This is a genomic window from Anaerobacterium chartisolvens (assembly GCF_003337415.1).
Taxonomy (GTDB): Bacteria; Bacillota; Clostridia; order Acetivibrionales; family DSM-27016; genus Anaerobacterium; species Anaerobacterium chartisolvens.
This window is the reverse complement of the sequence record NZ_QPJT01000004.1, coordinates 245,095-267,035: the sequence shown is the minus strand read 5'-3', so window position 1 is coordinate 267,035 and position 21,941 is coordinate 245,095. Positions and strand designations below refer to the sequence as shown.

The 21,941-nt window shown below is 40.5% G+C and carries 20 protein-coding genes, 2 tRNA genes, 1 other RNA gene and 1 riboswitch; of the genes, 17 read left to right on the top strand and 6 right to left on the bottom strand.

From position 1 onward, the window contains the following. Window positions 1-470: 470 nt before the first annotated feature. Window positions 471-602 carry a hypothetical protein gene (locus DFR58_RS22465; RefSeq protein WP_278278798.1) on the bottom strand — a complete coding sequence of 44 codons (132 nt, stop codon included), beginning with the start codon at window positions 600-602 and terminating at the stop codon, window positions 471-473. A gap of 393 nt (window positions 603-995) precedes the next feature. On the opposite strand from DFR58_RS22465, the gene DFR58_RS05350 reads away from it, so the two are divergent. Beyond that, window positions 996-2,060 carry a DUF1646 family protein gene (locus tag DFR58_RS05350; protein ID WP_114296775.1) on the top strand — a complete coding sequence of 355 codons (1,065 nt, stop codon included), beginning with the start codon at window positions 996-998 and terminating at the stop codon, window positions 2,058-2,060. A 195-nt stretch (window positions 2,061-2,255) separates the two neighbouring features. Next, window positions 2,256-2,459, top strand: a riboswitch (cyclic di-AMP (ydaO/yuaA leader). A 178-nt stretch (window positions 2,460-2,637) separates the two neighbouring features. Further along, window positions 2,638-3,516, top strand: coding sequence for a 4-hydroxy-tetrahydrodipicolinate reductase (dapB, locus tag DFR58_RS05345; RefSeq protein WP_114296774.1), 879 nt, complete (start codon window positions 2,638-2,640; stop codon window positions 3,514-3,516). A gap of 87 nt (window positions 3,517-3,603) precedes the next feature. Here the strand turns inward: dapB and DFR58_RS05340 are convergent, their stop codons facing one another. Further along, window positions 3,604-4,380 carry a DUF6062 family protein gene (locus DFR58_RS05340; RefSeq protein WP_114296773.1) on the bottom strand — a complete coding sequence of 259 codons (777 nt, stop codon included), beginning with the start codon at window positions 4,378-4,380 and terminating at the stop codon, window positions 3,604-3,606. A 125-nt stretch (window positions 4,381-4,505) separates the two neighbouring features. Here DFR58_RS05340 and DFR58_RS05335 point away from each other — a divergent pair, with 125 nt between their 5' ends. The 3 genes from DFR58_RS05335 (at window position 4,506) to ssrS (ending at window position 6,159) form a co-directional block, all read left to right on the top strand. Beyond that, entirely contained in the window at window positions 4,506-5,396 is an 891-nt protein-coding gene (locus DFR58_RS05335; protein ID WP_114296772.1) for a DNA-3-methyladenine glycosylase family protein, read from the top strand. A 96-nt stretch (window positions 5,397-5,492) separates the two neighbouring features. Further along, window positions 5,493-5,738 carry a putative Se/S carrier protein gene (locus DFR58_RS05330; protein WP_242987405.1) on the top strand — a complete coding sequence of 82 codons (246 nt, stop codon included), beginning with the start codon at window positions 5,493-5,495 and terminating at the stop codon, window positions 5,736-5,738. A 207-nt stretch (window positions 5,739-5,945) separates the two neighbouring features. Then, window positions 5,946-6,159: non-coding RNA, 6S RNA (gene ssrS / locus DFR58_RS05325), on the top strand. A gap of 37 nt (window positions 6,160-6,196) precedes the next feature. Here the strand turns inward: ssrS and DFR58_RS05320 are convergent. Continuing rightward, on the bottom strand, window positions 6,197-7,654 hold the full coding sequence (locus tag DFR58_RS05320; RefSeq protein WP_114296770.1) for a coiled-coil domain-containing protein: 1,458 nt from the start codon (window positions 7,652-7,654) through the stop codon (window positions 6,197-6,199). 216 nt (window positions 7,655-7,870) lie between these two features. Here DFR58_RS05320 and DFR58_RS05315 point away from each other — a divergent pair, with 216 nt between their 5' ends. Continuing rightward, window positions 7,871-8,809: a hypothetical protein gene (locus DFR58_RS05315; RefSeq protein ID WP_114296769.1), complete on the top strand. Its 939-nt coding sequence runs from the start codon at window positions 7,871-7,873 to the stop codon at window positions 8,807-8,809. A 61-nt stretch (window positions 8,810-8,870) separates the two neighbouring features. Here the strand turns inward: DFR58_RS05315 and DFR58_RS05310 are convergent, their stop codons facing one another. Next, window positions 8,871-9,236, bottom strand: a complete 366-nt coding sequence (locus tag DFR58_RS05310; RefSeq protein WP_114296768.1) for a phage holin family protein — start codon at window positions 9,234-9,236, stop codon at window positions 8,871-8,873. A gap of 512 nt (window positions 9,237-9,748) precedes the next feature. On the opposite strand from DFR58_RS05310, the gene epsC reads away from it, so the two are divergent. The 7 genes from epsC to DFR58_RS05275 all read left to right on the top strand — a co-directional run bounded on the left by epsC (window position 9,749) and on the right by DFR58_RS05275 (window position 14,434). Beyond that, complete coding sequence (epsC, locus tag DFR58_RS05305) at window positions 9,749-10,408, top strand: serine O-acetyltransferase EpsC (RefSeq protein WP_114296767.1); 660 nt, start codon at window positions 9,749-9,751, stop codon at window positions 10,406-10,408. Window positions 10,409-10,465: 57 nt separating this feature from the next. Further along, a complete protein-coding gene (gene cysS / locus DFR58_RS05300; protein ID WP_114296766.1) occupies window positions 10,466-11,881 on the top strand; it encodes a cysteine--tRNA ligase in 1,416 nt (471 codons plus the stop codon). 106 nt (window positions 11,882-11,987) lie between these two features. Continuing rightward, window positions 11,988-12,422, top strand: a complete 435-nt coding sequence (locus tag DFR58_RS05295) for a Mini-ribonuclease 3 (RefSeq protein WP_114296765.1) — start codon at window positions 11,988-11,990, stop codon at window positions 12,420-12,422. 82 nt (window positions 12,423-12,504) lie between these two features. Continuing rightward, entirely contained in the window at window positions 12,505-13,341 is an 837-nt protein-coding gene (rlmB, locus tag DFR58_RS05290) for a 23S rRNA (guanosine(2251)-2'-O)-methyltransferase RlmB (protein WP_114296764.1), read from the top strand. 216 nt (window positions 13,342-13,557) lie between these two features. Continuing rightward, window positions 13,558-14,208, top strand: a complete 651-nt coding sequence (gene sigH, locus DFR58_RS05285; RefSeq protein ID WP_423230827.1) for an RNA polymerase sporulation sigma factor SigH — start codon at window positions 13,558-13,560, stop codon at window positions 14,206-14,208. Between the two features lie 73 nt (window positions 14,209-14,281). Further along, window positions 14,282-14,355 (top strand) — tRNA-Gly (locus DFR58_RS05280). A gap of 3 nt (window positions 14,356-14,358) precedes the next feature. Then, window positions 14,359-14,434, top strand: a tRNA-Thr gene (locus tag DFR58_RS05275). 98 nt (window positions 14,435-14,532) lie between these two features. Here DFR58_RS05275 and DFR58_RS05270 read toward each other — a convergent pair. After that, entirely contained in the window at window positions 14,533-15,993 is a 1,461-nt protein-coding gene (locus tag DFR58_RS05270; RefSeq protein WP_207659132.1) for a SulP family inorganic anion transporter, read from the bottom strand. A gap of 316 nt (window positions 15,994-16,309) precedes the next feature. Between DFR58_RS05270 and DFR58_RS05265 the strand changes: the two genes are divergently transcribed. Both DFR58_RS05265 and helD read left to right on the top strand, forming a co-directional pair. Beyond that, entirely contained in the window at window positions 16,310-16,507 is a 198-nt protein-coding gene (locus tag DFR58_RS05265; RefSeq protein WP_114296762.1) for a helix-turn-helix domain-containing protein, read from the top strand. Between the two features lie 29 nt (window positions 16,508-16,536). Next, entirely contained in the window at window positions 16,537-18,858 is a 2,322-nt protein-coding gene (gene helD / locus DFR58_RS05260; RefSeq protein ID WP_114296761.1) for an RNA polymerase recycling motor HelD, read from the top strand. A 47-nt stretch (window positions 18,859-18,905) separates the two neighbouring features. On the opposite strand, the gene DFR58_RS05255 is transcribed toward helD, so the two are convergent. After that, complete coding sequence (locus tag DFR58_RS05255) at window positions 18,906-20,183, bottom strand: MFS transporter (protein ID WP_114296760.1); 1,278 nt, start codon at window positions 20,181-20,183, stop codon at window positions 18,906-18,908. 370 nt (window positions 20,184-20,553) lie between these two features. Here DFR58_RS05255 and DFR58_RS05250 point away from each other — a divergent pair, with 370 nt between their 5' ends. Both DFR58_RS05250 and DFR58_RS05245 read left to right on the top strand, forming a co-directional pair. Continuing rightward, window positions 20,554-20,907, top strand: a complete 354-nt coding sequence (locus DFR58_RS05250; protein WP_114296759.1) for a PadR family transcriptional regulator — start codon at window positions 20,554-20,556, stop codon at window positions 20,905-20,907. Window positions 20,908-21,000: 93 nt separating this feature from the next. Then, on the top strand, window positions 21,001-21,810 hold the full coding sequence (locus DFR58_RS05245; protein ID WP_114296758.1) for a class I SAM-dependent methyltransferase: 810 nt from the start codon (window positions 21,001-21,003) through the stop codon (window positions 21,808-21,810). The last annotated feature ends 131 nt before the right edge of the window (window positions 21,811-21,941 follow it).

Genomic DNA, 21,941 nt, shown 5'->3' with positions numbered 1-21,941 from the left:
TTTGAAAATATGGGACTTATATAGGATGCAATAAAGATTTTACAAACATAGAGGATATAATTGCTTACAGAAATTTTTAACTACAACGAAAAGACGCCTTGCGGGGAAATGTCTCACGGGTATGTCATCAGGCGCTTTTCTTAGATGTATTCCTTACGGGTCAAAAAAATTTCTTTCATCAAATTATATCCTCCATGTAAAATCTTTATTGCTAAATATATAGGCAAAAGGGGACTGCTTTTATGTTATTTATCATTATAAAAGCAGCCCCTTTTATTAAATTTAAAGCCGTAATTTTATGTTTGCTCCGATTTCACCATGCCCCTAAGAAAAATGCGGGACAAAAAATAAGTACCGCCAGGAATATTATGATTATCCAAATCAATACACTTCCCCAGCCTCTTGCGTTATCCGGCATCAATACTCCCTCCCTTCAAGCTGTAATTTTTACAGAGAAGGTATCAGGCCGCCTATTTGCTGATTCCCAAGAAGCCGCCGCCCTTCCAACTGAAGAATAAAAGCAGGAATAAAATAATAAACCACAGCACCTCATCATTATCGAACGCGTTTTGCAAGCCTCCCAAAAAACCTCTGTCCGGCATAAAAATAATCCTCCTTATACTTTACCCGTTTAAATATACTTACATAGTATTCCCTGCATTGCTTTTCTGTTACCGCCATAAAGAGGCCGATAAAAATCGCATTTGATTTGTACTCTGCTTATACAGATAGCTTCTGTGGAAAAATTTTCTTGTACAAAAAACACTAAAAATTTACAAAAATAAAAGAAAAATAAAATGGGCATTGTTATATTTTAGAGTTCATAGTATAATTTATTAGGGTCAATGGCTGATCTTTTGTCGATTAACGGTATATGAGGGAAGGTGAGACGTTTTTATCTTTAGGGAAAAAGATTTCCATGGCGGAAAGCCCCCCAAGAGGCGCTTTCGGCCTTTTTGTTTTTGTATTATTATATAAGTATAGGAGAGAGACATATGATTATCGGGTTGGTAGTGGTTTTGGGGTTTATTTTATTTCTTCCTTTTTTATTCAGATTTGTTGAGCATAATCTTGAGTATTTTCTGTTTTTTATGGGAATTGCAGCCGCAATAATATCAGGCACAATGTCAAGTGAGCTGATATTGCATATTTTAGAAAATCACCTGTTGTATATAATAACGGCGGCGGTTCTTATAGCGGGACTTCTTTTCAGGCTTTCGGTGGACAAAATAAGAATTGGGGTTGAGACGGTAACGAAGAGGATTCCCCTGAAAGTATTTATTTTTATTATTATTGTATTTTTAGGATTGATCTCAAGTGTTATTACCGCTATTGTAGCGTCATTAATACTTGTTGAGATTATACATGCATTACCTCTTAACAAAAAGAATAAGACAGCCTTTGCTATAATAGCGTGCTTTTCAATAGGCTTAGGAGCGGCCTTGACACCGATAGGGGAACCCCTTTCAACCATTGTTGTTTCTGTCATGAAGGTTGATTTCTTTTATCTTTTACGGGAAATAGGAATATTCATAATACCTGGTATTATAATTGTAGGAATCTTTGGAGCATTTTATATTGATTATATGGATAAAAAATGCAGGCTTGGAGAAACCGCAGAGGTGGCGGCATCGGGAGAAAGCAACTGCATAGAGCAGGTAGAGGAGAAGGAAGAGCTTAAGGTTATTTTTATCCGGGCATTTAAAATATTTATTTTTGTAATAGCATTGGAATTGCTTGGCGCAGGTTTTAAGCCGCTTATAAACAATTACATAATTCATCTCGACGGGAGGATTCTGTACTGGATAAATATGACATCATCCGTATTGGATAACGCAACCATTGCGGCTGCCGAATTAAGCCCTGCCATGAATTTGCAGCAAATAAAGGCAATACTTATGGGGCTTTTGATAAGCGGCGGAATGATGATTCCTGGAAATATACCAAATATAATTTCTGCAGGAAAGCTTAAGATAAAAAGCCGCGACTGGGCTGCAATGGGTGTTCCCATGGGCGTTTTAATGCTGCTGGCGTATTATGGTATAATTTTTATGTTTTAAATAAAAGATAAAAATAATATTATGAAGTGTATTTATTGACAAAGGAAAAGCTTTTTGGTAAAGTTATATTATGAAAGTTCCAGTATACCTATGCGTCTGCATTTTGGAATATTAACCCTTTAATTAATTTAATGTAAAAAATATTTTTTAATATATATTACTGGTAATATATCATATAATTTAATATAGTCTAATTATTTTATAGCGCTTAATCTTAAGTTAAGAGCGGGAGAACCATATATAATTCTTTGTACGGAATTATAAAGGCCGGACACGGACAATGTGCCGGCAATACTTGGGGTGAATAATTGTTTTTTTAGAGTATCTGATAAACAGTTTAGGGTTATCTTTCGACCCGAATCCGTCAGCTAATCTCGTAAGCGTTGGAAGAGAAGGTGATTGATGTGCTTTATTAGGATGTGCTTTTAAAAGGTACGCATTTCTAAAGAGTAAAGAACCACAGAGACTTCTCTGTGGTTTTATTTTCCCCTTTCCAGTGACTATATATGCCATTAATGGCTGAATATACAATAAAAGTGACAGGCTTTGAATTTGTTATGAAATGGAGGAGATAATTATGATAAGAGTATGTATAGCGGGTCTGGGCAAAACAGGCAAGGAGATTGCCGGAGCTTTATTTGAAGAGGATGGTATAAAGCTTGTAGGCGCGATCTGCAGTGCCTCCAGCGCAAAAAAGGGAAAGGACCTGGGTGAGGTTATAGGAAAGTCAAAGACAGGAATAATAGTTAACAGCGCAAAGGATATAGAGCAGGTTGTTTTTAAAACCAAGCCGGATGTGGTTGTGGATTTTTCAAGCCCCGAGGCTGCGCTCAGAAATGCCGTAATTTTTTCTAAAATGAGAGTCAATATAGTTATAGGTACCACAGGGTTTTCTAAAATAGCATTAAAAAAGCTGTTTGTGCTTACCCGAAAATACAGGAACGGAATAGTATATGCCCCCAATATAACCTTAGGGGTGAATGTGCTTATGCTCCTTACCAACCTGGCATCTAATCTTTTAAATAATTACGATTTTCAGATAACTGAAATTCATCACAAGAACAAAAAGGATTCTCCTTCAGGCACAGCCATTAAAATAGCAAGAGAAATTGAAAAGGGTCTGAAGTCTTCGGGAAGGAAGGAAAATGCCATAAATGTTCCTATAAGCTCGGTTCGTGCAGGAGGGGTTATAGGAAAGCATGAGGTTATGATTGTAGGCGAGGAGGATAAAATAGAAATAAGCCATGAGTCGTTTTCCCGAAAGGCATTTGCCGCGGGAGCTGTAAAGGCGGTAAAATTTGTACGGGGCAAGTCGGGATATTTTGAAATGAGTGATGTCTTAAACCTCAAAAAGGTGCTGAGTGATTATGTGGAAAAGGAAAGCGTTGCAACAAACAAGCGCCATAATCGCTATGGCGCAGACGACGAAATAGAAGATTCCCAGATAGTACTTTAGGTAGTTTTAAACAGGCTGTATTTTTAGAGGGTGAAAGGCTTAAGGAAGCGGCTTTTTTACCCTTTTAAGCTGCCACCCCACTTAAGACTATTTAAGGTTGCAATGGCCTACGATTTTTTCTATGCTTCTAGGCACGGCATCTCTGGAATTTCCCCAAGGAGCATCATTATTCCTGTAATCAAATTTTTTAGTAAACCAGTTTACCTCCTGCTGGATACGCTCCATATTTTCTAATTGGAGCTTCAGCAGGTTTTCCAGAAATATTGCGGCATCCTTTGAGCCTAAGTATTTTTTTGTGCTTTCGGCCAAAAGACGAAAATGCCTGAGGCAAAACCCCTTTTTAGAGTTGAAAAGGGCTCTGAAATCGTCCTCCTTAAACCATAAGTACAACACAATATCCATATATCTGTCCATTGTGTAGTTTAGCTTATTGCACACGGCACAGCTATTCTCAAGAGTAGTCAGCTCTTTAATAAGGCTGTCAAGGAACTTGTCGGTTTCAGTCTGCTTTGATGAAATTTTGTTCGATATATTTTTTACCATTGAGATTTCCGAATCCCTTTTAAGGGCATCTGATTTGTCCAGATACATTTTTTTGAGCTTTGAGTTTTGCTCCGACAGGTGAGTGTCAAGTATAAGAGCCAGAGCATGTCTTGTGGATTGAATGCTGTAAAGCATTTGTATATGGTGCCTGCAAAAGCCGTTTTTATTAGTCTCGGCCCTTCCGTCGGGTTCCATAAGAGAAGGCCCCAGAATATATTCGATATATTCATCCTCAAGCTTTTTTTCAAGTATGCACACCGGGCATTCACACTCTTCTTTGAATGCGTCGGTTACAGGTATGGTATAAATTTTTTCTCTCATAAGCTCCCTCTATAAAATAATAATATTTTTATAAATATGCGTTTTATTAAATTATAACAGAAAAAGGTGGGAATATATATATGGCGGAAAATTTAAAGCTTAAATTTATGAAAGGATGAAAGCTGTTGGATTACAGGGGATATGAGATTTATCAGGAGGACGGAAAAGTAATTGCGGAGAATGTCGGGGATTTTAACTGCACTCATATATTTGAGTGTGGACAGTGCTTCAGATGGATAAGGGAAACGGATGGGAGCTACACCGGTGTAGTCAGAGGAAGGGCTGCAAATATAAGCTTTTGTGATGGACGGCTTATAATTTCCAACACCTGCATGGAGGATTTTAAAAATATTTGGTTTGATTACCTTGATCTCGGGAGGGACTACGGAGCAATAAAGGCCGCTTTGGCAAAGGACGACATAATGAAAACGGCTATAGAATTCGGGCATGGTATAAGGCTTTTGAAGCAGGACATATGGGAAACCCTTATATCGTTTATAATATCGGCAAACAACCGGATTCCAAGAATTATGCGGACTGTGGAGCGTATATCACAGGCATATGGAGAGGAGATAGAATACCGGGGCAAGAGCTATTATAAATTTCCTGCCACAGAAACGCTTTCCTCCTGCCGGGCTGAGCAGCTTGAGGCTTACGGTGCGGGCTTCAGGTGCAAATATATAGTTAAATCCTCTGTAATGGTGAAAAATAAAGAAGTAGATATATATTCTTTGGGCAAAATGGATGCCGATTCAGCAAGAAGCGAGCTTACAAGGCTTGCGGGAGTGGGGAACAAGGTTGCCGACTGTACCCTATTGTACAGCGGCACCAGATATGATGTTTTTCCCACCGATGTATGGGTCAAGAGGGTAATGGAGGAGCTTTATTTTAAAAGAGAAGCAAGCTTTAAGGAAATTCAGGCTTTTGCCCATGACTATTTCGGACAACTGGCAGGCTTTGCACAGCAGTATCTTTTTTACTATGCCCGGGAACATAAAATAGGGGTAACAATGTAAATGCAGCTTCAGTATTATATATTGATTAATAATTCTTTATTTATTGATATAAAATACATGATATTTTGAGGGAGTGTGTTTATGTATTGTTTGGGGATGCTTGACTCAGGGAATTATGCTTTCAGCCTGTGCAGAATATTGGAAAGGAAGGGTTATGTATTTGAAGTGATTTCAACCCCGTGCCAGATATCCAGAGGAGGGTGCAGCTATTGTATAAAATTTCCTTTTGAATATGCCGGCCTTGTTATACGAGAAGGAGCATTAAACAAGCTGTACATAAGAGAAATGTATAAGGTTATACCTGCGTTCACAAAGAATAAATATGAGAGATTTCATGCTTAAGGCGGCATTTTTTTCCTTAATTATTTAAAATGCAGCCAAGAAAAGGTATGTATACAATACATGGCATGTATACAATACATGAAACATGTTTTGATTTATGGAGTATTTTAAAGACTGTTGATATAGATTTTGTTTAAAGGATTTTAATGTGCCATTAGAATCCTTGTTTAATGATTTTAACTGGTGTATAATAAGGGTGCAAACGAAATAATCCTGAAATGCTCGGATAAACCTATTATTTTGAACCTACATCGGACATAAGGGAGTTTGGCGTTTGAAAGCTGATATCAGGCCCCAGGTTAATTCCGCCATTCGGTACTAAGCGAATGCAACGGCGGGGGAAGGTTGAAGCTTTCGGCAGAACACCCACCTAGCTAAGGCTAGGTGTCAAAATATAGGCGAACGGCATTTCGGGTGCTTAAAGTTTTGAAAGAGCTCTGTATACAGAGCTCTTTTTGCTAATCGGAAATTTCTTCATGCTCCTTTCCCCGGAGGGTAACGCCGGAAGCTTCTTCTGCGGGCTCCGCTTGGCTTTCAGTAGTATTGACCAAGCTGCTGTTCATAAGGGCTTTTATATGAGGAATTCTATCCTTGAATTCATAACAGCCGGCTATTTTTAAGGGCACCTCCGTCTTTAGGTCATCCAGCTCCAGCCTGAAGCTGTCCAGCCTGTTTTCTAGCTGCCTTAGCTGGTTTAATTCATTTTCAATAAGATTAAGCCTGAGAGATAATTTTATAATCTCTTTTTCAATGCTTTCCTGAGAGGAGATGATTTTTAAGCTGTACTCGCTATTGCTTCGGACAGTTTTCTTTAAACCCTCAAAATTTTCCTTCAAAACCTTTAATTCATCCCCAACAAGGCTTTTTAGGGAATCTTCAGCTTCATTTTTTGCGGCAGGGGAATTGTTCTGGTAGAAGGCCAGCTTAAAGCCACTAATAAAATTGCCGGGTATGTAAGGGGCAATAATGCTGTCTGAATCACCGAAAACATTGGATTTATATGCAATGCACATTAAGTGCCTGCCTGTCGGGAAATTATAACGGCCCGGCTTACTCCATATGCTGCCGTTGTTCTCCGACAGGCAGTAGTATATTATGTCATTGTGTACCCAGTATATTATAAGCTTTTCATACACCTGTAAAATTGACAGGTTATCAAAAGAGTGGGGTGAGGTACATAATACCGATTCTCTGGACCATATGTTTTTATCGGGAGCCTTTTGCTTGTATACAAGCTCATATTGCTTGTTTGGTCTGCTCTGGCAGCACATGTGAATAACGTTTGAGGTATCGCATATTACCTTTGCATATTCGCAATGGCTGTCAAGGCTGGTGACGGGTATGAATTCCCCCCATGTTTTCCTGTCGCTGAGATATTTTTTATACCCAAGCTGCAGGTATTTGCCGTCTGTGGATCTATAGAACGCATATATATTCTCCCATTTGTCGCATACTATACAATGAGGAATAGGGTCGCCCGTTATATAGTCAATAACCTTGGGGTAGCCGGCAACGTTATTAGTAAATAATTGATGGGCGAAAATAAGGGAGCTGTCATGCTTTAGCACATAAAATAAATGAACTGCACTTTTAAGCGGCAAGAGAAACAAGTGCTTATTATACGTGTAGGAGGTCCTGCTGGTAAGTATGGTAAAGGTTTTTATATCAAGGTTCTTTAAAAAAAAGTATATTATATTTCCCTCTCTGCTTTGGGATAATATGTGAAAGCAATCCTCGGAGTCCATGTCTGCATAAAACAGGGGGTGTAAGTTCCGACTGATAGAAACAGCCTCCGACCATGTACCCTTTGGGGTGAGGTGACAATGACAGAGCCCCAGCTTTTCATCAAAAAAAATATTTACTGTCCTGCCGTCGGACTGCTTAAAAATATACTGCCTTTTATCATAGTTATACAAATCCCGCACCTTCTAACTTTCTTAATAACTCTTAAATTATATATATGACGAATATCTAAATAAAATTTTAAGAACAAAGAAAAATTTAAATTATTCTTTATTTAGCCAAAGTTGCAGCACCATTATCACAAAAAAATAACAACAACATATTATGTAATTGACAGAAGATTTCTTTAAAAAGAGGTAAATATATTGTTTAATTAAGGAGGTATTGATATGGGTCATGAGAATGACAGGGTAGTGGCGGGACTGATAAGCGAGAGAGATCTTTGTAAAATCAGAGAAGCCGTTTGCATACAGGTAGAAAAAATATTTGACTCCTGTAGAGAAAAAGACTGCATAGAGGACGCGAGAGTTTTATTTAAAAATACTGAAAGCATAAGAAAAATAATACATAGAGCTATCAATGTAAAGGCCAAAAGGGCCGAGGTTGTGGATGTGTATTCGGATATCGAGCCTGTACCGTTTAAAAGGGGCTTCTATACTGTAGATATTAAATTTTTCATCAGGGTAGAGCTTGATTTCTTCGTACCCAGAGAAAATGGAAGCACAAGGATAATAACCAGAAAAGGGCTGGTGCTTTTTGATAAAAAAGTTATACTGTTCGGCTCAGAGGGAAGCGTGAAAATCTTTAAGGCGCATTTTTCAAAATGCGGAGCAGACGATGAAGGCTCAAGGCTGCAGCAGGATAACCTTCCCTTCTCTAAGATAGAAGTAGCTGATCCCATAGCTCTCAGCGCGAGAATTCAGGAGTCGTGCGACAAGTATTTCGATGATTGCTGCAACATAGAGAAAATGCCAAGGAGTGTTTGCAATCTGTTTGGAGACGAGGAGGATGTGGATCTTGACGATGCCGACGATATAGTAGAGGATGAATTCGGACGCAGAAGGGTGCTTGTTACAGTTGGCCTGTTCTCAATAATTAAGCTTGCAAGGCTTGTACAGCTGCTTATACCGGCATTTGATTTTTGTGTTCCAAACAAGGAGTGCGTAGCTTCAACTGAAGACGATCCGTGTGAGCTGTTTGACACAATAGAATTTCCTGTAGACGAGTTTTTTCCTCCGCAAATATTCGACTTCCCCGGTGCGCTGGAAGCAGTAAAGGAAATGCAGGAGGGAATAGAGGGGAATAAGAACAACAGCTTTGGGGAATAAGCGGCACAGATGGTTTCTGTTATAAAAGGGATAGCCAAAGGGCTATCCCTGACCTCATTTATTACATAGACCGTCCGGGTATAACAGCATCTACTATTCCGTAGATCAATGCACCTAACAGCGCGCCCCAAATACTGACGCTAAACCCGGCAATAAAGAACTGGGTAACGTATATTATTACTGCTGCCATAATAAAGCCCGTAAGTCCTTTCCCAAAAGGGGAGGCATTTATTCCTAAAAATCTGGAGGCAAGGTAATCTAAAGCTGCTAAAATTATTGCACCAACTATCAGGGGCCATATCCCCGATATGGAAAAGCCGGGGGTTAAGGCTGCTGTTATAGCAAGCACTACAGCTCCCACGACCAGCCTGATGATAAAATGGACTATACCGGATGATCCTGTCCGTGCGGCATCTTGAGTAGCCAATTAATTCACTCCCTTTCAAATTTGACATGATAAAAATCAAATGTTATGTGTATAATTTGATTTATCATTAGTAATATTATTAATAAATTATTTATCATTTATTCAAGTGGCTAAGTCAGGCAGTGCTGTAAAGTTTTTAAAACTATTTACTTGTACATACTTCTTTGATAAAATTAATTTTGTTTGTATATATATTAAAGATGATGACTGGGTAGAGTAGCTTGTAGGTTCCTGCAGAGAGAAGCGGTCATAGGCTGAGAGCGGCTTTAGGTTGGCATATGAGTGAAGTGCGCCCATGAATTTGGAGATGAAGGGGAATGTCTGATATTCAGTATAATCACGTCCCTGTAGGCTTTCACGGAGAAGCACCGTTATGCTTAAAGATGTGATATTAGCTTTTCTTTAAAATATTGCGTCAGAGATGGATTTTCCTAAATTAGAGTGGAACCGCGATTTACCTCGCCTCTATAATGTAAATTATAGACGGGGTTTTTTTAGTATTGGGGGGAATTATGCTTAAAGGGGTTTTATATGACGCGAGAGCCATTGCAAAAAGAGATCCTGCTGCAAAGAGCGTTTTTGAGGTCATGCTTTTGTATGCCGGGTTCCATGCGGTATTCTTGCACCGCTTTGCGCACTGGTTTTACAAAAAGAGATTGTTTTTACCGGCTCGTTTTATATCTCAGCTATCAAGGTTTATTACAGGAATTGAGATACATCCGGGAGCTGTTATAGGAAGAGGACTGTTTATAGACCACGGAATGGGAGTTGTTATAGGAGAGACGGCGGAGGTAGGCGAAAATTGCACAATTTACCATGGGGTTACATTAGGCGGGACGGGCAAGGACAAGGGAAAGAGACATCCCACTATAGGAAATAATGTCCTTATCGGAGCGGGAGCAAAAATACTGGGACCCTTTAATGTGGGAGACAATTCTATGATAGGGGCGGGCTCTATAGTTATGGATGAGGTTCCTCCGCATACTACCGTTACAGGGCCGAAGGCAAGGCATGTCAAGCATAAAGGCAAAAAGCTTATACCCTCGGTGGAGCTGGACCAGATACATATGCCTGACCCGGTTGCTCAGGAGCTGTGTTCGCTGCGCGCCCGGCTTGAGCATCTGGAGGCGGCGCTCAGAAGTAAGGAAGATGGAAATGTGAATAAAAAATAAAAAAATACCGGCAGTTTTTTAGCGCTTGGTTTTATAGGAAGGGGACATAAATATATAATGAAGCTGTATAATACGATGACAAGAAAAAAAGAAGACTTTAAGCCCGTGGATGATAACGAGGTAAGGATTTATTCCTGCGGTCCTACCGTATATAATTATTTTCATATAGGCAATGCCAGACCCTTTATTATATTTGACGTAATGAGAAGGTATCTGTTATACAGAGGGTATAACGTTAAATTTGTGCAGAACTTTACCGATATTGACGATAAAATGATCAAGAAGGCTAATGAAGAGGGCATTACTGTAAAGGAATTGGCGGACAGGTATATAAAGGAGTATTTTATAGACTCAAAGGGGCTGGGGATAAGCGAGGCCACAGTACACCCAAGGGCAACCGAGAATATTGATGCAATCATAGAGCTAATTGAAACTCTCGAGAAAAAGGGTTATGCCTATGCGGTTGACGGAGATGTGTATTTTGACACTAAAAGGTTTGACAAGTATGGCAGGCTGTCGGGGCATAATGTGGAGGATCTCGAAGCGGGAGCCAGAATTGATGTGGATGAAAGAAAAAAGGCGCCTGTGGATTTCGCACTCTGGAAGGCACAAAAGCCTGGTGAGCCGTCATGGGACAGTCCATGGGGAAAGGGACGGCCGGGGTGGCATATAGAATGCTCGGCTATGGCCAACAGGTATTTGGGAGAGACTATTGATATACATTGCGGAGGGCAGGATCTTGTATTTCCTCACCATGAAAATGAAATAGCCCAGAGTGAGGCTGCAAACGGAAAGATATTTGCCCGGTACTGGCTTCACAACGGATTTATAAATGTCGATAATGAAAAGATGTCTAAATCTCTGGGCAATTTTTTCACAGTGAGGGATATTGCCCAAAAATTTGATTATGAGGTTATAAGGTTTTTCATGCTTTGCGCTCATTACAGAAGTCCTATTAATTTCAGTGACGAGCTTTTGACTCAGGCTAAAAACGGCCTTGAGAGAATATATAATTGCATCGGAAATGTTAAGCATGTGAGAGAGCATTTGTCTGTTCCTCATATGTCCGGCAGCGAAAAAGAGATTTTCAAGAGGCTGACTGCGATTAAGGAGGGCTTTATAGAGGCTATGGACGATGACCTCAACACGGCCGACGCCATTTCCAGAATTTTTGATGCCGTAAAAGAGATTAATTCAAATATTACCTCTGCTGCTGAAGCTTCCATAGAGCTTGCAGATTTTGCGCATATGCTTTTAAAAGAGCTTACAGGCGTGCTTGGAATTGCACAGAGGGAGCAGGAGCAGGAGCAGGAGGACGACAGCGAAATCAATCAACTGGTGGCTCAAAGGCAGCAGGCAAGAAATGAAAAAAACTGGAAGCTTGCCGATGAGATAAGAGATAGGCTTAATAAAATGGGGGTTACGCTGGAGGACACTCCCCAGGGCGTCAAAATATCGAGAAAAGACAGATAAGGGGGCTTTTATATAAAAATTGCTGTTTACTTGGAATTTTCTATGATATATAATAAGCCTGTTATAGAGAATTGCACTTTTAATATAGATAGGGTAGCAAATATTTATGATTGATGGCTATTTTAAAGGGATTTTTGACAAGTTCAATCTTAACAAAAAGGATCCGGGGCAGTACAACCCTTTGGTTTTGGCTTATATAGGTGATGCCGTATATGAGGTTTTTATACGGACGTTTTTGATACATAACGGAAATTCGCCTGTACACAAGCTTCATAAGCAGTCCATAGGGTTTGTAAAGGCAAAGGCCCAGTCGGATATTATTCACCTTATATGGGACAACCTTGATTCCGAGGAGCAGAATATTGTGAGGAGAGGAAGAAATGCAAAGTCAGGTACCATACCTAAAAATGCCGATGTTACGGAATATAAATATGCAACGGGGTTTGAGGCTTTGGTGGGCTTTTTGTTTCTTAAGGAGGACAACGCGCGGCTGATGGACATTTTAAGCATGTCTGTGTCCGGCAGGCAGGGTGGTATATAGCTCCGTTTATTTTTACGGCTTTAATGGAAACATATTATTGCAACTGTAATTTCAACTATATTTGTAAGAGGGAAGTGCTATAATGCCATATGACAGGAATAAAAAGCATGGAGAAGCAAGGAATGTAAGGAAAAAGGCGGTATTTTCAAGAGAACGGCATGAGGAGGCTTCTGAAGCCGAGCCATGCTTTGACAAGCTTGAGGGGAGAAATTCCATACTCGAGGCTTTGCGGTCGGACAGATCGATAAACAGGATTATGGTTTCAAAAGGGGACAAGGAAGGCTCTATAAAGCAGATTATTGCCCTTGCGAGAGAAAAGCATATAATATTGCAGGAGGTTGAACGGTCAAAGCTGGACAGCCTGTCGGAAACCCATGCACACCAGGGCGTGATTGCGTTTGTGGCTGTAAAGGATTATGTTGAGGTGGATGACATACTAAAGGCTGCCGAGCTAAAGGGAGAGGACCCTTTTGTGGTGCTGTTGGATGAGGTAACGGACCCTCATAATCTGGGTTCTATATTGAGGACGGCAAATGCGGCGGGAGCGCATGGAGTTATAATACCCAAAAGGAGATCGGTAGGCCTTACTGCCTCCGTATCCAAGGCATCCTCAGGTGCTGTAGAGTACGTGCCTGTTTCGCGTGTCACAAATCTTGCGCAGACTATAGACTATCTTAAGAAGCGCAATATATGGGTGATAGGTACGGATTCCTCAGGAGAAAAGTCCTTTTATGAAAGTGACTTAAGGGGTCCCATTGCGATTGTGGTAGGAAGCGAGGGAGAGGGAATAGGCAAGCTTATAAAGGAAAAGTGTGATTTTGTTGTTAACATCCCTATGAAGGGTGAAATTTCATCACTGAATGCTGCTGTTGCGGGAGCGGTTGTTATGTATGAAATATTAAAGCAGCGGGGCAAATAAAAGGAAAAGAGGCACGAGTTTTAACTTGACACGGACATGGAAGTTACATATAATTATGCATGTGCGGTCTATAGATAAAATTTTCGTCTATAATCATAAAAACTCTTTATGCTGCTGTATACTTGTTGTTGACAAATTTTCCTAAATTGTGGATAATAAAAATATTAAGATATATTTTTTATATACAGGCGTTTTTTTTAGACTGCATAAGGGGGCATGATTTTGAAGACTAACGCACGCAGTGAGATTGCGCATATTTTTAATACAATGCTTGATGAGGAAGTAATTGAGGATGCAAGGTCTGGGAATCATGATGCCCTTGAATATATAATCAACAAGTATAAGAGCTTTGTCCGTGCCAAGGCAAGAACATATTTCCTTATAGGGGCGGACAGAGAGGATATAATTCAAGAGGGAATGATAGGATTATATAAGGCCATAAGGGATTTTAAGGAGGACAAGCTTTCTTCCTTCCGGGCATTTGCGGAGCTTTGTATAACCAGGCAAATCATTACTGCCATAAAGACTGCGACGCGTCAGAAGCATATTCCGTTGAATTCCTATGTTTCTCTTAACAAGCCCATATTTGACGAAGAGTCAGACAGGACGCTTATGGACATAATAAGTGAAGAGACGGTAAGTGATCCTGAGGAAATGGTTATAAACCGTGAGGAGTTCGTCGGGATAGAGGCCAAGATGGGGGAAATATTGAGTGAGCTTGAGTGGGAGGTTCTTTCTTTATATTTGCAGGGCAAGTCGTATCAGGAGATTGCAGAGGAATTGGACAGGCATGTAAAATCTATTGACAATGCGTTACAGAGAGTAAAACGTAAATTAGAGAAATATCTTGAAGAAGGTAAAGTATAAATCGGTTATTTGAGCTTTTAATTGCTGGACTATTGATGCTGCTTATGTTATAATATCTTTCGTTACGCACCTTGCGGGTGTAATTCAATGGTAGAATATCAGCTTCCCAAGCTGACTGCGTGGGTTCGATTCCCATCACCCGCTCCATATGCCCTCATAGCTCAGTCGGCAGAGCGCATCCATGGTAAGGATGAGGTCATCGGTTCGATTCCGATTGAGGGCTCCAAACTGAAAGTCCTTCAAGTGCTGGTAAAACAGTACTTGAGGGACTTTTGTTAATGTACAGTATTTGCAGGGTTTTTACATTATCATAGAAGCACAGTTTTAATATTCTAAAAAAGCTTCATCCGCTTTCATCACAACTGAGTTGCTTTCTTTATTTAATCCTACAAAAGAAATCTGCTTGCCCATATTTAAATACTTTTGTCTGACTTTTAACATTGCGTTTACCGCTGAATGATCCCACACATGAGAATTCTTAAAATCAATAATTACCTTGTCGGGGTCTTGTAAGTAGTTGAACAGATCAACAAATTTTGATGTGGATGCAAAGAAAACTTGCCCGTATATTCTATACACTTTATAGGGGGTTCCGTCATATTCAACAATATGTACTCTTGTTTTAACCTCTGTTATCTTCCATGCAAACATAACGGCACTGATAGCTATACCTGCTAAAACTCCCTGTGCCAGATTGTGAGTCAATACAACAACAGCCATAGTAGCAAGCATTCCGACAGCGCAGCTTAAGGGCATCTTTTTTACTTCTTTAATTGATTTCCATTCAAATGTACTTATCGAAACCATTATCATAACACCCACTAAGGCAGCCATAGGTATTGCTTTTACGACATCGCTAAAGCATATTATTAAAAATAGAAGAAACACTCCTGAGATCAAGGTGGACAGCCTGGTCTTCCCACCCGATTTAATATTTATTACAGACTGCCCTATCATTGCGCAGCCTGCCATACCACCGAAAAGGCCGGCTACAATATTTGCAATACCTTGTCCTTCAACTTCCTTGCTCTTTTTACTTTTTGAATCAGTCATCTCATCCAGTATAGTTGCTGTTAACAGTGATTCCATGACTCCTACGAGAGACAATGTAACTGCATATGGAAAAATAACAGATAAAGTCTCAAAAGAAAAGGGAACATTGGGAATGTGAAAAATTGGCAATGCACCAGTGATGTTTCCCATATCCCCCACGGTTCTTACATTTATTCCCGTATACACTGCAAGAACAGTCATTACTATAATTGCCACTAACGGAGACGGGACAACCTTTGTAATCCTTGGGAAGAGATAAACTATGGCAAGTGTTCCGGCAACCATTGCGTACATTACCCATGATTCACCCTTGAAGTGAGGGAGCTGTGCCATAAAAATAAGAATAGCCAATGCGTTCACAAATCCCAGAACGACAGGATGAGGAACAAAATTTATAAGCCTTCCGAATTTCAGTTTGCCTAATATGAACTGAATAATACCTGTGAGTATTGTAGCGGCAAACATATACTCTATACCATGCTCTTTCACAAGAGTTACCATTACTAAAGCCATAGCACCTGTTGCTGCCGATATCATAGCGGGCCGTCCTCCAAAGAAGGCAATAGTGACAGCAATACAAAAGGATGCATATAGTCCTACCATCGGGTCTACGCCACAAATAATTGCAAATGAAATTGCCTCGGGAATAAGTGCCAAGGCAACGGTTATTCCAGATAAAATATCTCCCCTAACATTACAAAACCATGAATTCCGAATATCAACGACTCTCAAAATAAAACTCCTTTGTTGTAGATTTATGTGTTTTTATAGCATACAAAGAAACATTATAAACTAATTTGCTTCTTTTGACAACTATAGGCTTAAAATTAGAATATTAAACATGTTTATAAATAAAAAGATAAAATACAATTAACAGCTTATATATTTGACTATTAATGAGTATATAATGTAAAATTATAAAAGAATATAACAGGATATAATAATTGATAAGCATATGCCGATTTTTACAACGGCTTTCAGACTTCAGATACAATAGCAACGGATATTCTTTGGTTAGTCCGACATGATGATAAAGGAGAAGATCAAAATGGATAATAGCTTTCATGAAAATGAAATATTAACGGTTAGCCAGGTGGCGGAATATTTACAGCTTAGTGAAATGACCACTTACAAGCTGGTGCAGGAAGGGAGAATTCCTGCTTTTAAAATCGGCCGTCACTGGAGAGTGAAAAAAAGCGATTTGACCTCTCTTATTGACAGGCTGCAAAAAGGAGAAAGAATCTAAGGCAATATAAACGAAAGGAATTAACACCAATGTCATTGAAAAAACACCCCGACTATCGGGAAGAACTAAAAAGACTTGAGGATACAATAGAGTATGTTATAAATGCTATTTCAGCAGCCGAAGAAAACCGCAGACGTTTGAGGGCCGATACCCGTGAGGCATATGTAGATCTTGATCCTCTTGACAGCAGTTTAAGCTATGTAAGGATTATGACCAATGCCAAATTTCTGGACATGCTGGAAAAAAACTATGATGGGCTTATAAGGTCAAGAAAAAAGCCCTATTTCAGCAGGATCGACTTTAGATCGGACGGAGCTGCCGAGCCAGAAAAATTGTATATCGGAAAAATGTCTCTGTCCAGAGCCGAAGACGATTTCCCGCTAATTGTAGATTGGCGTTCGCCAATTGCCAGCGTTTACTATGACGGGCGGCTGGGGCATGTAGCTTATAACACACCTGCCGGAATACAAGGCGGTGAGCTGCAGATGAAAAGACAATATACAATTAATAATGGCAATCTTGAAAATATTCTGGATGTAGATATTACAACTACCGATACCTTTTTACAGGCTGCTTTGGGAGAAAACAAGGACAACAGGCTGAAGGACATCGTGTCTACAATACAGGCTGAGCAGAATGAAATAATCCGTGCCGATATCGGCAGTCCCTTGATTGTGCAGGGGGCCGCCGGGAGCGGAAAGACTACCATTGCATTGCACAGGATTGCATACCTTATTTATACTTATGAAGAAACCTTTGACCCGGATAACTTTTTAATTATTGCTCCAAACAGCCTGTTTTTAAACTATATTTCTGAAGTGCTGCCTGAACTGGGGGTTGAGAAGGTAAGACAAAGCACGTTTATTGATCTGGCATATGAACTTTCAGGAACATCTTATAAGCTTGCAAGCCCGGATGAAAAGTTGATAAAGCTTATTAGCCACAGCAGACAAGCTGACAGCAATGAGCTTGAATTGCTGCGCCGGATATCGGAATTCAAAGGCTCATTGGAGTTCAAAGGCATGATGGACCGCTATGTGGCTTCTTTAGAACAGGCTTTTATACCGAATCAGAATTTCAACCTTGAGGAGCACACCATTTTTACGGCAGATGAAATAAAAAAGATGTTCCTGACCGATTTTTCCTATCTGCCTCTGTATAAAAGGATTCCTGAAATTAAAAAAGCCTTGTCCAATAAACTGAAAAGAGACAGAGCATCTATTATAAAAGAAGTGGAAGACTACTATGATAAACAAATTGAGCGATTAAGAGATACCATGAAGCCATCGGAGGAAAGAAGGGCGCAAGCTGTGGCTTTGATGGATGCAAGGGATGGAAAGGTGGAGTCGCTTAAAAGGACTGCAAAAACCGCTGTGGCCAAGTATCTTTCACTTCTTCCCAGACAGGATGTGATGCATTATTACAGGGAGCTTGCGGTTAATCCCGAAAATTTCACGGAGTTTTATAGAGGTGTCCCGGACAGTGTATTTGTTTCCTGCTTATGTAAGCACAACTTAGCTCTTTTGAGTAAGAAGACCATTGAGTATGAAGATCTTACCGCTTTAATGTATCTGAAGTACAAGGTTTTCGCATTTGATAAAAATATGGACATTAAATATATGATCATAGACGAAGCACAGGACTTTAGTCTGTTTCAAATATATGCACTGAAAGAAATTTTTGATACCGAACTATTTACAATATTGGGCGATTTAGCTCAGGGCATCCACTCCTATAGGGGAATTACGGACTGGAAGGAAGTCGTACAAAGGGTGTTTAAAAGAGGTAACTGCAGATACCTGACTCTGGAACAGAGCTATCGTACCACCATTGAAATCATGAATGCAGCCAATGAGATTATTAAGATGAGCGGGCTTCAGGGCTTGGTACCGGCAAAGCCTGTGGTAAGGCATGGGGAAAAGCCCGGTATTTACAGGCTTACGGCAAAGGATAAAATGCTTGATGCACTGGAGGAAAGGCTGAAGTTACTGAAAAGCAGCCGTTACAATACCATTGCTGTTATTTGCAAAACAACTGAAGAGTGCGGCAGAGTTAAAAAGCTTTTAGACAAAAGAGGAAGGCTTTCTGCCAAGCAGCTAAGCCCGGATGATATAAGCTATGAAGGAGGTACGGTTATTGTTCCCTCATATCTGGCAAAAGGGCTGGAGTTTGATGCAGTTATCATTTGTGCCTTTGAGGACGACTATTTATTGGAAGAGCTTGACTTAAAGCTCCTCTACGTAGCCATGACCAGAGCCCTGCACAGCCTTGATATCATATGCACGGATAAAAACATGGCTTTGCTGGAGCAAATGGCTGAAGGCTTGATGGTGGATGTTGTAAAGGAATAATATAAATATTTCATAGCATCGTAAAGTGGCAGCTAAAGCGAATTTCTTTACAGGCCGGTGTTTTTTATAGGCTTGGGAGACAAAAGTGCCGCAAGAACACCTATTGCAGGGAAAATCATCATTATAAGGAATGCTTCTGTATATCTGCCGAAGGCGTCAAATGCTATTCCGAAAGGAATGGGGCCCACCGCAGAGGCAATAACTGCTGCAGTCATGGCCAGTCCACGGATGCTTCCAAGATGGTTCATACCATAGTAATCAGGCCATACCACGCCCCCGCAAACCGATTGCAGACCCATTGCCGCACCTTGAATAACAGTAAAGGCAATTGCGGCATACATAGGTGCTGAGAATAACAGTACAGCTAATGCTGCAAGCTGCAAAAAGGATATTAGCGCGGCGGCATGATGCAGCTTAATCCTGTCCAGTATATACCCTGCCAGCAAGGTGGCAGGAAAGCTTACTACTGCCAGCAGGCTTAATACATAAGAGGCAAAAGAGGCTGACAGGCCTTTTGTACCTAATATTGAAACAAAATGAAAAACTACTCCTGTGACAATCATCGGAAGAAGTATCTGGCAGTAAAGCATGCCCCAAAAAGAGCGTGTATGCATTGCTTCTTTTAATGTCCATGAACCTGCTGTGTTTTCAAAAGCAGCAACTCCTGCATCCTTAGTATCGTCAGTGGGTACATTGTCAGGCAGAAGCTCTAGGTCTTCGGGGTTATCATAAAGGAAAACAAACACTATAGGTATAAAGAAAAACCATAGCAGTACTGACCAAAGCCTCCATACCCCGGCCCACCCCCATATGCCAATAAGCCAGGTGTTAAAGGGTGGAAGGAACGCAGACCCGGCGACACCGCCCATAGACATCATGCTGAAAGCAAAGGCTCTTTTTTTTATAAACCACTGGGGAACAATTGTGGCGGGGAGCAAGGTCATTGAACCCTGTCCGGTTAACCTGCCGATAAAAAAACCGAGAAACAGCATCCATAAGCTTGATATGAAGCTGTTCCACATGCAGGATGCCCCTAATAGTGCAGCAACAATAATAATTATCTTTTTCTGACCGTACCTGTCTGCAAAGCGGCCTACAATAAATAATAAGAGTCCGGCTATCAAGGTAGACACGGAATAAAGGCTTGAAACTGTAGAACGGCTCCAGCCGAAGTCCTTGATGTATGAGTCTATAAAGACAGAAGTAAAATACGTCTGTCCGGGTCCCGAAAAGAAATAGCCAAGTGCTGAAATAGCTATGATAACCCAGCCGTAGTAGAAACGGCTGTTTTTTACTATGTTTTTTGCTGCGTTGTTCTGCCTCATATGGAAACCCTCCGATGTTATCATTATAGGTATTTTGATACCGTAATAGGATACCACAAATGTTATTTATAATCAAAACGGATGGAGTGAAGGAAAGCATGAGCCCTTTTGAACACAGGTGGCAAATTTCTCAAGAAATGTCTGCGGCCTGCCTCAGGATAATGTCTTCCTTGTACAAAAACAATTCATATGGCTCTTGACATCAAGATGGAGTATACATTATACTGTAAATAACACTATAGAGTTTTTGATATTGTACAGTGCTGATAATGAGTCAATAGACTGCGGGCAAGCTTTTCTTGACACATACTGTCAATTGCAGTAAACTGGATTTTGTATTAAAAAGTATTTGACAGTAAGGAGGCTACTTATGTCAGTTGTGAAGGGCCGCAATTACAGGCATTTGACGGCGTTTATACTTTTGGTTCTGGCACAGAAGGAGATGCACGGTGGCGCTATTCACTCAACGCTTTGTGAAACGCTGCCGAATTTTAACACCGATACAGGAGCAGTATACAGGTGCTTACAGGAGCTTGAAAGCGACAAGGCTGTGGAATCGGTATGGAATACTTCAGAGCCTGGGCCTGCCAAAAAAATATATAACATTACGCCTTTGGGGTGGGAGGAGCTAGATAAATGGGAGGAAGACATCCGGCACAGGCTGGGCAATTTGCAGTATTTTCTCACGACCTATAAAAATCTAAAAAAGGATAAGAAAACTTAACGGGATTTAGCCTCTGATATGGGTTGCCGCTCAGAGGTTAATTTATAGAAGCTAAATGATAATGAATATCTATATCGCAATGGAGGAGATAAAATGGAAAGTACATTTTTTGAGGAGCTATTGAAGGGAAAAAATCAGAGAGGGGTTAGCGCGGAGGCATTTTGGGACGGAAGGGCGGAGCAGTTTAACAGCAATGTGCAAAAAGGCGGAGGCGGTCAGGTGGAGGCTCTTATATCGGTATTGAAGGCAAACAAGCTTTTAAAAGCCGGGGATTCAGTTCTGGATATCGGCTGCGGTACAGGCAGGTATACCGTTGAGTTTGCAAAGGTGGCGGGAGAAGTAACGGGTATTGATGTTTCTTCCAAAATGCTGGAGTATGCCGCTGAGAACAGCAGCAGGGAGAATGTGAAAAATACCCGTTATATCAAGCTGGACTGGGGGACAGCGGATTTTAAAGAGCTTGGCTGGGAAAAAAGCTTTGATCTTGTTTTTGCGTCCATGTGTCCGGGAATAGACAGCAGGAGAGCGCTGGAAAAAATGTCGGAGGTGTCAAGGGGCCACTGCTTTATAAGCCGTACAATTCAAAGAAAGGACAGTATTGCAGACGCTTTGTCGGAGCATTTTGGAATTGAAAGGAAATATGATCCCCATAACGACAGAGACAAGGTGTGCGCCATGTTTAATTTATTATGGATGTCGGGATACAGTCCCGAAATTACGTACCTTAATATGAAACAGGATATAGAGCTGACTGCCGAGGAGGCGATGGGTCATCATGGATGGGCGCTTGAAGCCGGGGTGCGGGAGGATGAAATGAAGGCCTTTCTCTTAGAGAAGCAGGGGGATAAAGTGATCAAGGGTGTGGTTTGTTCCAGTACGGCATTGATTTACTGGAAAGTATAAAAACCGAATTCTAGTTTATGAATATATTGAAAAGAGAAGAGATAAAGCAAATTTTTTCAGGGGATTGATATAAACTCCACTATTCTTTTAGTGTAAGCAGTTTATTAATATGCTATAATTATAATAGGGTT

Excerpts from the sequence above, each read along its gene's own strand:
- DFR58_RS05330 (WP_242987405.1), top strand. The coding sequence starts at position 5,493 with ATGCTTGACTCAGGGAATTATGCTTTCAGCCTGTGCAGAATATTGGAA.
- DFR58_RS22465 (WP_278278798.1), bottom strand. The coding sequence starts at position 602 with ATGCCGGACAGAGGTTTTTTGGGAGGCTTGCAAAACGCGTTCGATAAT.
- DFR58_RS05315 (WP_114296769.1), top strand. The coding sequence starts at position 7,871 with ATGGGTCATGAGAATGACAGGGTAGTGGCGGGACTGATAAGCGAGAGA.
- DFR58_RS05250 (WP_114296759.1), top strand. The coding sequence starts at position 20,554 with ATGTCAGTTGTGAAGGGCCGCAATTACAGGCATTTGACGGCGTTTATA.
- rlmB (WP_114296764.1), top strand. The coding sequence starts at position 12,505 with ATGCCATATGACAGGAATAAAAAGCATGGAGAAGCAAGGAATGTAAGG.
- cysS (WP_114296766.1), top strand. The coding sequence starts at position 10,466 with ATGAAGCTGTATAATACGATGACAAGAAAAAAAGAAGACTTTAAGCCC.
- DFR58_RS05295 (WP_114296765.1), top strand. The coding sequence starts at position 11,988 with ATGATTGATGGCTATTTTAAAGGGATTTTTGACAAGTTCAATCTTAAC.
- epsC (WP_114296767.1), top strand. The coding sequence starts at position 9,749 with ATGCTTAAAGGGGTTTTATATGACGCGAGAGCCATTGCAAAAAGAGAT.
- DFR58_RS05265 (WP_114296762.1), top strand. The coding sequence starts at position 16,310 with ATGGATAATAGCTTTCATGAAAATGAAATATTAACGGTTAGCCAGGTG.
- helD (WP_114296761.1), top strand. The coding sequence starts at position 16,537 with ATGTCATTGAAAAAACACCCCGACTATCGGGAAGAACTAAAAAGACTT.
- DFR58_RS05255 (WP_114296760.1), bottom strand. The coding sequence starts at position 20,183 with ATGAGGCAGAACAACGCAGCAAAAAACATAGTAAAAAACAGCCGTTTC.
- DFR58_RS05350 (WP_114296775.1), top strand. The coding sequence starts at position 996 with ATGATTATCGGGTTGGTAGTGGTTTTGGGGTTTATTTTATTTCTTCCT.
- DFR58_RS05245 (WP_114296758.1), top strand. The coding sequence starts at position 21,001 with ATGGAAAGTACATTTTTTGAGGAGCTATTGAAGGGAAAAAATCAGAGA.
- sigH (WP_423230827.1), top strand. The coding sequence starts at position 13,558 with ATGATTTTGAAGACTAACGCACGCAGTGAGATTGCGCATATTTTTAAT.
- DFR58_RS05340 (WP_114296773.1), bottom strand. The coding sequence starts at position 4,380 with ATGAGAGAAAAAATTTATACCATACCTGTAACCGACGCATTCAAAGAA.
- dapB (WP_114296774.1), top strand. The coding sequence starts at position 2,638 with ATGATAAGAGTATGTATAGCGGGTCTGGGCAAAACAGGCAAGGAGATT.